Annotated in this window: 10 protein-coding genes, 1 other RNA gene and 2 pseudogenes; 9 read left to right on the top strand and 4 right to left on the bottom strand. The window is 45.0% G+C overall.

What is annotated here, in order from left to right:
• The 7 genes from gpmI (at position 1) to L1028_RS24470 (ending at position 8,457) form a co-directional block, all read left to right on the top strand.
• Positions 1-1,545, top strand: a complete 1,545-nt coding sequence (gene gpmI, locus L1028_RS24500) for a 2,3-bisphosphoglycerate-independent phosphoglycerate mutase (RefSeq protein WP_234540517.1) — start codon at positions 1-3, stop codon at positions 1,543-1,545.
• 66 nt (positions 1,546-1,611) lie between these two features.
• Complete coding sequence (gene eno, locus L1028_RS24495; protein ID WP_042123330.1) at positions 1,612-2,898, top strand: phosphopyruvate hydratase; 1,287 nt, start codon at positions 1,612-1,614, stop codon at positions 2,896-2,898.
• 211 nt (positions 2,899-3,109) lie between these two features.
• A complete protein-coding gene (secG, locus tag L1028_RS24490; protein WP_042123332.1) occupies positions 3,110-3,343 on the top strand; it encodes a preprotein translocase subunit SecG in 234 nt (77 codons plus the stop codon).
• Between the two features lie 345 nt (positions 3,344-3,688).
• On the top strand, positions 3,689-6,571 hold the full coding sequence (rnr, locus tag L1028_RS24485) for a ribonuclease R (protein ID WP_234540557.1): 2,883 nt from the start codon (positions 3,689-3,691) through the stop codon (positions 6,569-6,571).
• 507 nt (positions 6,572-7,078) lie between these two features.
• Positions 7,079-7,558 (top strand): SsrA-binding protein SmpB, encoded by a 480-nt coding sequence (gene smpB, locus L1028_RS24480; protein WP_234540516.1) that lies wholly within the window; start codon positions 7,079-7,081, stop codon positions 7,556-7,558.
• 198 nt (positions 7,559-7,756) lie between these two features.
• Positions 7,757-8,121: a transfer-messenger RNA gene (gene ssrA / locus L1028_RS24475) on the top strand.
• A 168-nt stretch (positions 8,122-8,289) separates the two neighbouring features.
• Complete coding sequence (locus L1028_RS24470; RefSeq protein WP_234540515.1) at positions 8,290-8,457, top strand: hypothetical protein; 168 nt, start codon at positions 8,290-8,292, stop codon at positions 8,455-8,457.
• A 380-nt stretch (positions 8,458-8,837) separates the two neighbouring features.
• On the opposite strand, the gene L1028_RS24465 is transcribed toward L1028_RS24470, so the two are convergent.
• Positions 8,838-9,068, bottom strand: coding sequence for a hypothetical protein (locus L1028_RS24465; protein WP_234540514.1), 231 nt, complete (start codon positions 9,066-9,068; stop codon positions 8,838-8,840).
• A 168-nt stretch (positions 9,069-9,236) separates the two neighbouring features.
• On the opposite strand from L1028_RS24465, the pseudogene ltrA reads away from it, so the two are divergent.
• Positions 9,237-10,471, top strand: a pseudogene (gene ltrA / locus L1028_RS24460) (group II intron reverse transcriptase/maturase).
• Between the two features lie 225 nt (positions 10,472-10,696).
• Here ltrA and L1028_RS24455 read toward each other — a convergent pair.
• The 3 genes from L1028_RS24455 to L1028_RS24445 all read right to left on the bottom strand — a co-directional run bounded on the left by L1028_RS24455 (position 10,697) and on the right by L1028_RS24445 (position 12,892).
• The gene (locus L1028_RS24455; RefSeq protein ID WP_234540513.1) at positions 10,697-11,485 is read right to left on the bottom strand and encodes a hypothetical protein; all 789 of its coding nucleotides are present in this window, start codon (positions 11,483-11,485) and stop codon (positions 10,697-10,699) included.
• Between the two features lie 75 nt (positions 11,486-11,560).
• Positions 11,561-12,190 carry a hypothetical protein gene (locus L1028_RS24450; RefSeq protein ID WP_234540512.1) on the bottom strand — a complete coding sequence of 210 codons (630 nt, stop codon included), beginning with the start codon at positions 12,188-12,190 and terminating at the stop codon, positions 11,561-11,563.
• A gap of 378 nt (positions 12,191-12,568) precedes the next feature.
• Positions 12,569-12,892: a hypothetical protein gene (locus L1028_RS24445; protein WP_234540509.1), complete on the bottom strand. Its 324-nt coding sequence runs from the start codon at positions 12,890-12,892 to the stop codon at positions 12,569-12,571.
• A 170-nt stretch (positions 12,893-13,062) separates the two neighbouring features.
• On the opposite strand from L1028_RS24445, the pseudogene L1028_RS24440 reads away from it, so the two are divergent.
• Positions 13,063-13,276 (top strand): annotated as a pseudogene (locus tag L1028_RS24440) (group II intron reverse transcriptase/maturase); the annotation flags it as partial.

The raw sequence follows: 13,276 nt of genomic DNA, 5'->3' as shown, positions 1-13,276 counted from the left end.
ATGTCAGCTCCAAGACCTGTAGCTTTGATCATCATGGATGGTTTCGGTTTGCGTGGAACATCTGAAGGCAACGCCGTTGCTCAAGCTAACAAACCTAATTATGACCGTTACTTGAAACAATATCCTAATACTACCCTTACTGCTTGTGGTGAAGCTGTTGGTCTTCCAGAAGGCCAAATGGGCAACTCTGAAGTAGGGCACTTAAATATTGGTGCAGGACGGATTGTATACCAGGATTTGACTCGTATCGATAAATCAATCCGTGAGGGTGAGTTCTTCGATAATGAAACACTGGTAGCCGCAGTTAAAAATGCTAAGAACACAGGTAAAAAGCTTCATCTTTACGCGCTTGTATCCGACGGAGGGGTACATAGCCATATTAACCACCTGTTTGCTATGCTTGACCTGGCTAAGAAAGAAGATATGCATGAAGTGTATATCCATGCTTTCATGGATGGCCGTGATGTAGCTCCAGATAGCGGAAAGAAGTTTGTCCAAGATCTGGTTGCTAAAATTGAAGAAGTTGGTGTGGGTACAATTGCAACGGTATCCGGGCGTTATTACGCAATGGACCGTGACAAACGTTGGGAACGTGTAGAAAAAGCCTATCGTGCTATGGTTTATGGCGAAGGTCCGAAATACACAGATGCTCTCGAGGCCATCACTGCATCTTATTCAAATTCGGTGTTCGATGAATTCGTTGAACCTAGTGTAATTGTAGATAGTGAAGGCAAGCCGGTGACTCAGGTTCAGAGCGGCGATTCCGTCGTGTTCCTCAACTTCCGCCCTGACCGCGCTATTCAATTGTCACAAGTGTTCACGAATCAAGATTTCCGCGGTTTCGACCGGGGTCCTTTGTTCCCGCAAGACTTGCACTTCGTATGCCTGACTACTTTCAGCGAAACGGTACAAGGTTATGTAGCCTACTCACCGAAGAACCTGGATAACACATTGGGTGAAGTGCTTGTGCAGCAAAACAAGAAGCAACTGCGCATCGCGGAAACTGAGAAGTATCCGCACGTAACCTTCTTCTTCAGTGGTGGACGTGATGAGGAACTTCCAGGAGAAACTCGTATCTTGATCAACTCTCCTAAAGTGGCAACTTATGATCTTCAACCTGAGATGAGTGCTTACGAAGTGGCTGCAGCCTGCGTAGCAGAAATCGAAGCGGAAAGACAGGATGCTATTATCCTTAACTTTGCAAACCCTGATATGGTTGGACACTCCGGTATGCTGGAGCCAACAATTAAGGCTGTAGAGGTAACGGATGAGTGTGTTGGTAAAGTAGTGGACGCAGTGGTTGCCAAAGGTGGCGTTGCGATCATTATTGCCGATCACGGTAATGCAGATATGGTGTTTGATGAGAACGGTCGTCCGTTCACAGCTCATACCACTAACCCGGTTCCATTCATTCTTACGGATGAAAATGTTGTATTGCGCGATCGCGGTATCCTTGCTGATGTTGCACCAACCATTCTGGATCTGATGGGACTTCCGCAACCTGCGGAAATGACCGGTCAATCCATGATCGCTAGTCGCAAATAAGGAAACAATACCTAAGATTAAGCCAACAATTAAAACCAAAACATTGTTTAAAGGAGATTAACTAAAATGACTATTATTTCTGATGTTTATGCTCGCGAAGTCCTTGACTCCCGTGGTAACCCTACTGTAGAGGTTGACGTTTATCTTGAATCCGGTGCTAAAGGCCGCGCTATCGTTCCTTCCGGCGCTTCCACTGGCGCTCATGAAGCTGTAGAGCTTCGTGATGGCGACAAATCCCGTTACATGGGTAAAGGCGTTCTGAAAGCTGTTGAGAACGTAAATGAAATCATTGCTCCAGAAGTTATTGGTATGGACGCTCTTGACCAAGTGGGCATCGACAAATTGATGATCACTTTGGACGGAACTCATAACAAAGGTAAATTGGGTGCTAACGCAATTCTAGCTGTATCCATGGCCGTAGCTCGCGCAGCTGCAGCAGCTTTGGATATTCCTTTGTATGTATACTTGGGCGGATTCAACGCTAAAACTCTTCCAGTACCAATGATGAACATCATCAATGGTGGTGAGCATGCGGACAACAACATCGACGTGCAAGAGTTCATGGTTCTTCCTGTAGGAGCTCCAAGCTTCAAAGAAGCTCTTCGCACAGGTGCAGAAATCTTCCACAACTTGAAATCTGTACTTCAATCCAAAGGCCTGAACACAGCTGTAGGTGACGAAGGTGGTTTCGCACCGAACCTTGGTTCGAATGAAGAAGCAATCACTACAATTATCGAAGCTATCGAAAAAGCTGGTTATAAACCAGGTGTTGACGTATTCTTGGGTATGGACGTTGCTTCCACTGAGTTCTACAAAGACGGTAAATACACACTTGCTGGCGAAGGTAAATCTTACACTTCTGCTGAGTATGTTGACCTTCTTGCTTCATGGGTTGAAAAATATCCAATCATTACAATCGAAGACGGTATGTCCGAAGACGACTGGGATGGCTGGAAATTGCTTACTGAAAAATTGGGCGACAAAGTTCAATTGGTTGGTGACGACTTGTTCGTTACAAACACTGAGCGTCTTGCAACTGGTATCGAAAAAGGTATCGGTAACTCCATCTTGGTTAAAGTTAACCAAATTGGTACATTGACTGAAACTTTCGATGCTATCGAAATGGCTAAACGTGCTGGTTACACAGCAGTTATCTCTCACCGTTCCGGTGAATCCGAAGATAGCACAATCGCTGACATCGCTGTTGCGACTAACGCTGGTCAAATCAAAACAGGTGCTCCTTCCCGTACAGACCGTGTTGCTAAATACAACCAATTGCTTCGCATCGAAGACGAGTTGGGTGAATTGGCTCAATATAACGGCCTGAAATCCTTTTACAACCTTAAAAGATAATCTGCTTTTATAGCAGAGTACGAAGATCCGCCGTTATGGCGGGTCTTTTTTAAATGTGTGTTTATCCTAATCTTTCAAGAAAAGCTACGACTTAACAGTCTAGGCGGTTGTATTACCGGCACTGCTATGATAAAATAAGAATACTGTTTATGTATCGTGATAACCTCAATTACCATAGATAGTGATGCTTAGGCGTAGGAGGTGGAAGTGAATGGATATCTTTTTGAAAGTTGTGCTCCTGATTTTTTCCGTCGGTCTTATTGCGGTCGTTCTTCTGCAAAAGGGGAAAAGCGCGGGTCTTTCCGGTGCCATCTCCGGCGGTGCTGAGCATCTCTTTGGTAAAACAAAAGCTCGTGGTATGGAACTCGTACTACAACGTGTAACAGTTGGACTTGCTGCAGGATTCTTCATTATGGCGATTCTAGCTGCTGTTTTCATTGACTAAAGTACCTACAGTGAGCCTCGCTCTGTTCTGAATAGAATAGAGCGAAGGCTTTTTTGTTATAATTAAAAGGGGGTAAAGCACCTGCAGGTGCTTTTCTTTGCATAGCAGAAAGAATAAGATTCTGTAAGTTAGAGCCATAATAAACTGACTTTCTTCTTCGTTGTGAATGAAATTTCGTACTGCGTTTACTTTTGGATAACAGTAACAGGGATGCGCAGGATTGATTTCGTGTATACTAGGGTATGAAGTAGGTAAAGGTAAATTTTACTTGGCATTACTACAGAGCAGGACAAGACATACATATTTGCCAGCGGCTTGGAGCCGCGGAGGGCTGGGGTGACGAACATGATAACACAAGAAATATTACTCGATTTCATGCGGGAAACTGCATATAAACCAATGACTTATGAAGAGCTGGTTAGTCATTTTGCTCTAGAAGATAGCATAGGGTTTAAAAAGTTCGAGGAACTACTAATTGAATTAGAGCAGGACGGAAGAATTGTACTAACTCGTAATGCACGTTATGGCGTGCCGGAACGGATGGATCTACTGCGAGGCCGGTTACAGGCTCATGCGAAAGGCTTCGCTTTTCTTATCCCGGATGATCGTGATCATCCTGACGTATATATCCATGCGAATGATCTTAAGGGAGCTATGAATGGCGATATCGTCCTTATCCGTATTACCTCTAAAAGTCCGTCCGGTGGACGTATGGAAGGCGAAGTTGAACGTATTATAAAACGGGGAGTATTGCAGACGGTTGGCGTATTTCAAAACCTGGAGACCTATGGCTTTGTGCTGCCTGACGATAAGAGGATTAATCGCGATATTTTTATTCCGAAGGAATCCTTTATGGGGGCGGTAGACGGTCAAAAGGTCGTAGTACGTATCGTGAATTATCCAGAAGGCCGATCAGCGGCAGAGGGTGAGATTATAGAGATCCTCGGACATAAGGATGATCCGGGAGTCGATATTCTATCTATCATCCGTAAGCATCAGCTACCAGAGGCATTTCCGGCTGAAGTGATGAACGAAGCGGACAACGCTCCGGATTCAATCACAGAAGAGGAAATTGCTGAGCAGGGACGACGCGACTTGCGCGGACTAAATATTGTCACGATTGATGGTGAGGATGCTAAGGACCTGGATGATGCGGTTAATGTTCAGCGACTGGAGAACGGACATTACAAGCTAGGTGTGCATATTGCGGATGTAGGCTATTACGTACGTGAGAGCTCTGAGCTCGATAAAGAAGCCTATGATCGGGGCTGTAGTGTGTACTTGGTGGATCGGGTAATTCCGATGCTTCCTCACCGTTTGTCTAACGGGATTTGTAGTTTGAATCCGCAGGTAGATCGCTTAACGATGTCCTGTGAGATGGAATTTAACGAACACATGAAGGTCGTGAATCATGATGTCTTTACGAGTGTGATTCGCACCAAGGAAAGAATGACTTATTCCAATGTTCGCAAAATTTTGGAGGACGAAGATCCAGAATTGCTGGAGCGCTATAGTCCATTAATTGATGATTTTCGTCTTATGAAAGAATTGGCGATGAAGCTGCGTGATGCACGGATGCGGCGGGGCGCGGTTGACTTTGATTTTGAAGAGAGCAAAATCATCGTAGATGAGAACGGCAAGGCTGTAGATATTGTAAAGCGTGAGCGTTCTGTAGCCGAGCAGATTATCGAAGAATTCATGCTTGCGGCGAATGAAACAGTCGCTGAGCATTTTCACTGGTTGAAGGTTCCGTTCCTTTACCGGATTCACGAAGATCCAGATCCAGAGAAGCTGCAGAATTTTATGGCTTTTGCGGCTAATTTCGGATATCACGTGAAGGGCCGTGGCAATTCGGTTCATCCACGTGCTTTGCAGGATCTGTTGGAGCAAATCCAAGGGACTAAAGAACAGACCGTAATTAGCACAATGATGTTGCGTTCCATGAAGCAGGCAAAATATGATGCGGAGAGCACTGGCCATTTCGGACTGGCTGCGGAATACTATTCCCACTTCACTTCTCCGATTCGCCGTTATCCCGATCTGGTCATTCACCGCGTAATGCGTGAAGTGATTGAGAATGGAGGGGCGCTGAGCCAGAAACGACATGATTATTTGGCCGGCCGGATGCCTGACATTGCTCAGCAGTCCTCTGAACGTGAGCGTGTGGCGGTAGAAGCAGAACGCGACACAGAGCAGTTGAAGAAAGCTGAATACATGCAGGATAAAGTAGGCGAGGAATTCGAGGCAATGGTCAGTAGTGTGACCAGCTTCGGAATGTTCATCGAGCTGGACAATACCGTCGAAGGCCTTATTCGTCTCAGCGCTATGAGCGACGATTATTATCACTTTGACGAGGCCCATATGGCGCTCATCGGCGAGCGCACATCACGGGTGTTCCGCATTGGCGACGAGGTGAAAATTCGAGTTGCCAAGGTAAATATGGATGACCACACGATCGATTTCGAGTTGGTCGACATGAAACCACGCGCGCCAGGTGAGCATCGCGGGGGTGGTTTTGGAGGCGGCCGTGGTGGCAAAGGCGCCCGTCCAGGTGGCGGCGGCTTCAAGGCGCCAGCCGGGGGTAAAGGCGGCGCGGGCAGCAAGGGCCGCGGCGGTAAAGGCAAGCCCGGCGCTGCTGTAGGCGCGGGCAAGGGTAAGCCGGGCGCTGGTGTGCGCGCCGGCGGAGGGCCGCGCGAAGCGGCCGGTGTTGGTGCACTGGGCGGACGCGGGAAGCGGAAGCGCGGGCGTGATGCCGGCGAGGATGCGAGCCGGGGTGTTGCGGCGCCGGGCGGAAGCCCCGGTGCAGAGCGCGGGGGCGAAGCCGGCGGCAACGCAGGCGCGCCGCGTGAGCGCAGCGGCGGGCGAGGCCGCGGCGGTGACAACGGCGGTACCGGTGGTGGACGCGGCATCAACTTCGGCTTTGGCTCCGGCAAAGGCGGTTACGGCGCGCCTGCGTCTGAGTCTTCCGGCGGCGAAGTTCGCGGCCTAGACGGCAGCACGAAGTTCCGTAGCCGCGAGGACCGCGGCGGTAACTTTGGTGGTGGAGAAGGCAGGGGCGGCGCTCCAACAGGTAAAGGTCGCCGTAAAAAGAAGAACAAAAGCGGTGTGTTCATCGGTCAGTCCGTGACACCGGGCAACGTTCAGACTTCTGATCAAGCCACTACTAAACGTAGTGACACTACAGGCAGCGCTCCAGACGGAACTCCTCGTAAGAGAAAGAAGAAATAAATAAACGTTGTTGGCTACGTTTCGTAGCTCAATAACGCAAGATTAAGCACCGCCCTCTTTGCTGGGGGCGGTGCTTTTTTAATTGGTGCTTATTTTTAATTGCATAATGTTCAGTTAAAGCCCGGCAGTTCAGTAAAAGTGATAGTTAACTGCACTTTGTATATCTAAATCTGATAAATAAGCTGAATAGATGTATAAAGTGCATTTATATAGCTTTAGCGTCGGAGGGATAGAGATTGAATGAAATTGATTAAGAGGCGATTGTGGTATGGGCAATATCGCAACACAAACGACTATTTTATCAACAAATGTAATAAAAGTTAACTATTGGGTAAACTTACTGACAACTAGTTGTCAAAATGGCTGAGAGAGGATTGCCTTATCCTTCCTTGCGCACAATCGATTCCATTTGTTACAATATAGATCAGACGTTCGATGACTATGTCGTTTAAGATTAGAGAGACATGGTTACTTTAACTTATGAATATGATTCAAGGAGTGATTCTCATGGGTAAAAAAGCAGACGGGAAAGTACTTGCCCAGAACAAAAAAGCTTCCCATGATTATTTTATCGAGGATACTTATGAAGCTGGCTTGGTGCTGACAGGTACAGAGATCAAGTCGCTGCGTAATGGCCGCGCTAATATTGGAGATGCTTTTGCTACGATCCGTAACGGTGAGCTTCACATTCACAACATGCATATCAGCCCTTTTGAACAAGGTAATCGTGCTAACCCTACTGACCCGACGCGTACTCGTAAATTGCTGATGCACAAGGAGCAAATTCATAAACTGCTGGGCTTGTCTAAGCGAGATGGATTTACGATTGTGCCACTCAAGGTTTACGTGCGAAATGGCTATGCGAAGCTGTTAATTGGTCTTGGTAAAGGTAAGAAAGAGTACGACAAACGTGACTCTGCTGCCAAGCGTGATGCTCAGCGTGATATCCAACGTGTATTGCGTGAGAAGCAAAAGATCGCCAGATAATCTATGTGTAGTAGACGATTCAAATGAGTTCCAGTTTCCACCTTCAATTCCTTTAACCTACGTGTTAAAGTATTGATAAATGTGATATACTGAGTAAGTAAGATTATTGCTTCGTTACAGACTTCTTGCAGAAGAAGCTGTGGATTGGATCTCTCTTGCTTGGAAGATCCGCTTGATCCGAAGCGCCCTTTTTAATGAGGGGCCGTTCTTGGATTCGACGGGGGTAGTTCGAGCATGAGTAGCGAGTAGTGGGGACGCGTCCGCTTCATCAACGCTAAAGCCTATTAAACGGCAAACAACAAAACAACTACGCTTTCGCAGCCTAAGAAACTGTGTGCGTGCTTCTACTCTGCATCGTCCATGTGACAGGGCTAGGGGCTAACTAATAGTGGAATACGCTGTCTCATCTCCGCCTGGGGTGAGCTGAAGAAGACAATCAGGCTGACCCAACGTATAGCCGGTTACGGGGCGATACTCGGGTGACATCAAAACTGTGACTACACTCGTAGAAGCTTATGTGCCGTTATCTTCGGACAGGGGTTCGACTCCCCTCGGCTCCATATGGAGTATTAGTGAAGACACCTTTAGGGGTGTCTTTTTTCATTTCAACGGTTGTTTTTGACTATACGAAGTGGTTAAAAAGCTTACTATGACGCGGTTTCTGAGGCTTGCTGTTAATGGATACAGTGAGTTTCACTGAGCCTATACGGAGACAGAAGGAGGGGACCGCAATGAATACAAACCAAATAAGAAATGAAAAATTTTATGCTGTTACAATCTTGCCACCCGAGTTCCTGAATACTCCTGCTTCTATAAGATATTCGCATGCCTGTTGCATGGCATTAATAATATTGCTCCCAGTTCTGTTAAATCCAAAAGCACGAGCTGTAACTGAATAAAGATCGTTAGTCGTAATTCCGATACTCTTGCTTACAATTTGGAGCATTGCCTCTGCGATTTCTTCTTTGGAAATGTAAGTTATTGCTCTTAAGCCGATATCATTAGCAATTGGAACTCTTGCTTTAATGCTTTAGGCTCCTTTAATCCAGAGGAATTCAGCCCTTCTTTTGACCAGGGTTTCTCGACACTCTGAAAAGACACCCCTAAAGGTGTCTTTTTTTATGTGCGTCCAGCATGGGCGCTATCTATAGGTTTGAAGTCCCGAATGGCGAAGGCAGTAGTAGCCATTAGCTTAAGGCAAGGGTGTCCACCGCGAGGTGGAATCTGAAGGAAGCCAGCGGCAAATCTCCGGTCTGAGGAACACGAACTTCATATAAGGCTAACGTAGGCTGGATGAGGTTGCATAACAAACCAAAGTCCATACTGCCAAAGGCGTATGAGAGTAAATGGAGCAGATAGATGAGAGGAAGATAGCGTTCTTACCTGGGGAGATCTGTGCGGAAGGCGAAGTCACTTCGTAACCCTGCTTGAGAAAGTAGACTGAACGCACAGAAGTCAGCAGACGCCATAGTACGCGAGCTGTTGCAACAGCTGCGGAAGGGCTGAACATGGAATAGGTATTTGTACATCCAGGCGTTCAAGGTGGGTAATGAAAGCAGAAAATCCGAAAGGACCTGACTGAAGAAGGAAGCGGTGAATCCCGTGAGGGGCTTCGGCAGGGCAGAATCCATCTTTGGCATAAGCGGAAAGTACAAATCACGTAAAGAGAGGTAAAAAAATGTTGGAGCAACTACTGTCACGGGAAAATCTTCTGCAAGCCTTAAAGCGTGTTGAAGCGAATAAAGGAAGTCACGGCGTAGATGGGATGTCTGTAAAATCCTTACGAGAACACATCGTACAAAACTGGCAGACTTTGCGGCAAGCGATAGTAGAAGGAGCCTATGAACCAAGCCCCGTGCGCCGAGTCGAAATCCCGAAACCTGGTGGCGAAGGTGTTAGGCTATTAGGAATACCTACCGTGACAGATCGAATGATTCAACAAGCAATCGCTCAGGTATTAACGCCATTGTTTGACCCAGAGTTTTCTAACCATAGTTATGGATTTCGTCCGAAAAGGCGAGGACATGATGCGATAAGGAAAGCTAGAGCATTCATGAAAGAAGGCTATCGATTCGTAGTCGACCTGGACCTGGAGAAATTCTTTGATCGCGTCAACCATGATCGACTAATGATGAAGATTTCGGAGAAAGTGACGGACAAGAAAGTTCTCTGCTGATTCGTAAATATTTTCAGTCAGGCGTAATGGAAGGCGCGCCACAAGGAGGTCCACTCAGTCCGTTATTATCTAACATCGTCTTAGACGAGCTCGACAAGGAACTTGAGAAACGTGGACACCGCTTCGTCCGCTACGCGGACGACTGTAACATCTATGTGAAAACACTAAGAGCAGGAGAGCGAGTGAAGGCATCCATCACCGGATTCATTGAGACGAGACTAAAACTAAAGGTAAACCAAGCGAAGAGTGCGGTGGACCACCCATGGAGACGAAAATTTCTTGGGTTTAGCTTTAGTAGCGATAAAGAGCCGAAGGTGAGGATAGCAAAACAGTCCTTGCAGAAAGCGAAGGCTCGAATTCGGGAGATAATATCCCGGAAGAAATCGATGCGAATGGAAGAACGAATCCAGGAGCTCAATGGATACTTGATGGGATGGCACGGATATTTCTCGCTGGCGGATACGCCAAGTGCCTTTAAAGCGATAGATATGTGGATTCGAAGGAGATTGCGAATGTGTCTCTGGAAGCAATGGAAGAACCCGAGAACCAAAGTCAAAAGGCTTATCTCCTTAGGCGCGCCTAAGGAGATAGCCTATGAGTGGGGAAATACCCGAAAAGGGTATTGGCGAATTGCAGGGAGTCCAATTCTGCAACGTGCATTGAATAACCGATACTGGGAATCTAATGGATTAAAGAGCGTATTGGACAGATACAACGCCTTACGGAATATTTCATGAACCGCCGTATACCGAACGGTACGTACGGTGGTGTGAGAGGTAGGGGGCTAGCCGCCCCCTCCTACTCGATTTTAAATATTTTTGAAAAATGGTTAGTCAGCTTGTTATTATAATAGATTAACCTACTATTTGAATTCACATTATCTAGAATTTTGCCGCATGAAAATCGCTGGATGGTAGCTGAAAAGAAGAGGGAGAGATCTCCTGCTCATTTTAAGTGTTATGCTATTGGTAATCATTGAATGTAATGGGAATGGATCCAATTAAAATTACTGCATTCTTATCACTATATTTCTGAAACCATAATACTTCAAAGGTTAAGGAATTTACATGCAGTTTAGTGAACTCGCTCTTAGGAAAACTCAGGCCCAATTTAAATGTGGCTAAAGTATCACTAACACTGACTTGTTTAAAATCAATAGTCTTACGTAGAGAAATTAAATCATCAGGAAGAATGATATCAACATCTTGCTCCGTACTTTTCTCTTTGTAATTAAATTGAGCAGAATAAGTGATTTTGCCTAATTTATTTTGGAAATTTCCTGAATCAAGGAACTTAAGTTTGTTTTCGGGTATGTTTTCTTGTGATATATACTTTTGTAAAATGTATTGACCCGTATTAATTACAACAGTTTTTCCATTATCAAGAGTTAGTTGTGCTTTATTAAAAGAAGGTATAAATTCATTCAAAGTAAAGTAAAGTTTGTTATCAAGAATGTTAGGAGAATTAACAGTAGTTTTATTGGTGACCTGCTCATTATCTTGAATAAGAGAAATTTCTTTAATATTCATATTGTCTACAGAATATGGTAGGAAAAGAGTTATTTTTTTATTAGCCGTTGTGGGGCTCTCCACAAACAGAAGATAATTTGATTCATTAAGTGTATATGATTGAATCTTTTTAAGAATAGTATCTTCAACTTGATCTTTTTTTATAATATTTTTCTGCGAAGTGCAAGACACAGCTATAAATACAATTAGAACTAGAGACATTATAGTAAGTAAACGTTTCAATAGCGCACACATCCTTGTTTAAAATAAAAAGAGAAGCCACTTTACTTAAAGTGGCCACCACTCTGTTCATTCTATTTAGTGAGGAATAGGATTAGACCAGAACCAAAACTCAGAGCCTCCATTCAAATCAATGCTCGAAGAACGGAATGTTTCGTTGATCCATGCAGTATCGTAATATACATAATTACGCTTAATGGTTTTTACAGCACTTTTTAAAGAGTAAACATGATATCCTTCAGTAGTAAACTCTTGAGTAAATGTTTTGGAAAAAGTCTGTCCTACAGCTAAACTCATGGATGCCTTTGCAACAGCAGAAAACCCGTATTCAAGGCTGCCAGTTAATGTTGCGGTTAATGAAGAGCTTGTTTGAAGGGTGATTTTAATTTTACTATCAGAATCATTGTTGTAAGTATCCATATTTTGTCCTGAATAATATGTCTCAGATCCTTCCATAATCCAGGTGTTTTTAGGTGTACCTAATAATGAAATGCGATTACTAACAGAGGGCTCAGAAATCTGTTCTAGATCTTCTTGTGAGGCGTAGGGGGTACCATCAATGTATAACCTGCCATCTTCATCATATGTTTCAACAGGTGCTCTAAAGTGTCCAGTAACCTCAGTGTCTTCTGATGCTGCAAAAGCAGATGTGGAGATTGCACTTGATAATAACAATGCTCCCAGCAAGATTTTGGCTGTTTTTTTCATAATAACAACTCCGTTAGCAATATTTGGTTGGCCAACCTGTTACCAAATATATCATATATACCAAAAAAATACATCTATATTTTTATTTGGATTATATTAAATATTTTAGGCGTTTTTGAAGGTTTCTCAATAGAAAGCGTTCAGAATAATTTTAATAGTATTTTTAATAGATTGTTTCAGAGAATTGATAGTATTAGTTAAGTGGAAAATTTTTAAAGGATGTAAAACTGGATATATGTGATTTTGGACTTGCAAGTTCTCCCTCGGCTCATATGGAGTATCAGTGAAGACACCTTTAGGGTGTCTTTTTAGTTGTGCGCCCAGCATGGGCGCTATCTATAGGGTTGAAGTCCCGAATGGCGAAGGCAGTAGTAGCCATTAGCTTAAGGCAAGGGTGTTCATCGCGAGGTGGAATCTGAAGGAAGCCAGCGGCAAATCTCCGGTCTGAGGAACACGAACTTCATATAAGGCTAACGTACGTTGGGTGAGGTTGCAATACAAACCAAAGTCCATACTGCCAAAGGCGTACGAGAGTAAATGGAGCAGATAGATGGAGAGGAAGATAGCGTTCTTACCTGGGGAGATCTGTGCGGAAGGCGAAGTCACTTCGTAACCCTGCTTGAGAAAGTAGACTGAACGCACAGAAGTCAGCAGACGCCATAGTACGCGAGCTGTTGCAACAGCTGCGGAAGGGCTGAACATGAATAGGTATTTGTACATCCAGGCGTTCAAGGTGGGTAATGAAAGCAGAAAATCCGAAAGGACCTGACTGAAGAAGGAAGCGGTGAATCCCGTGGGGGGCTATAGCAGGGCAGAATTCATCTTTGGCACAAGAGGAAGGTACAAATCATGTAAGGAGAGGGTAAAAAAAAATGTTGGAGCAACTGCTGTCACGGGAAAATCTTCTGCAAGCCTTAAAGCGAGTTGAAGCGAATAAAGGAAGTCATGGCGTAGATGGGATGTCCGTAAAATCCTTACGAGAACACATCGTACAAAACTGGCAGACCTTGCGGCAAGCAATAGAAGAAGGAACCTATGAACCGAGCCCCGTGCGCCGAGTCGAAATCCCGAAACCCGGTGGCGGAG

This window comes from Paenibacillus pseudetheri (assembly GCF_924513355.1).
Classification (GTDB): domain Bacteria; phylum Bacillota; class Bacilli; order Paenibacillales; family Paenibacillaceae; genus Paenibacillus_AQ; species Paenibacillus_AQ pseudetheri.
Note: the sequence above shows the minus strand (reverse complement) of the source record. Positions and strands in the feature narration are given on the sequence as shown.

Excerpts from the sequence above, each read along its gene's own strand:
- gpmI (WP_234540517.1), top strand. The coding sequence starts at position 1 with ATGTCAGCTCCAAGACCTGTAGCTTTGATCATCATGGATGGTTTCGGT.
- eno (WP_042123330.1), top strand. The coding sequence starts at position 1,612 with ATGACTATTATTTCTGATGTTTATGCTCGCGAAGTCCTTGACTCCCGT.
- secG (WP_042123332.1), top strand. The coding sequence starts at position 3,110 with ATGGATATCTTTTTGAAAGTTGTGCTCCTGATTTTTTCCGTCGGTCTT.
- rnr (WP_234540557.1), top strand. The coding sequence starts at position 3,689 with ATGATAACACAAGAAATATTACTCGATTTCATGCGGGAAACTGCATAT.
- smpB (WP_234540516.1), top strand. The coding sequence starts at position 7,079 with ATGGGTAAAAAAGCAGACGGGAAAGTACTTGCCCAGAACAAAAAAGCT.
- L1028_RS24470 (WP_234540515.1), top strand. The coding sequence starts at position 8,290 with ATGAATACAAACCAAATAAGAAATGAAAAATTTTATGCTGTTACAATC.
- L1028_RS24465 (WP_234540514.1), bottom strand. The coding sequence starts at position 9,068 with ATGTTCAGCCCTTCCGCAGCTGTTGCAACAGCTCGCGTACTATGGCGT.
- L1028_RS24450 (WP_234540512.1), bottom strand. The coding sequence starts at position 12,190 with ATGAAAAAAACAGCCAAAATCTTGCTGGGAGCATTGTTATTATCAAGT.
- L1028_RS24445 (WP_234540509.1), bottom strand. The coding sequence starts at position 12,892 with ATGTTCAGCCCTTCCGCAGCTGTTGCAACAGCTCGCGTACTATGGCGT.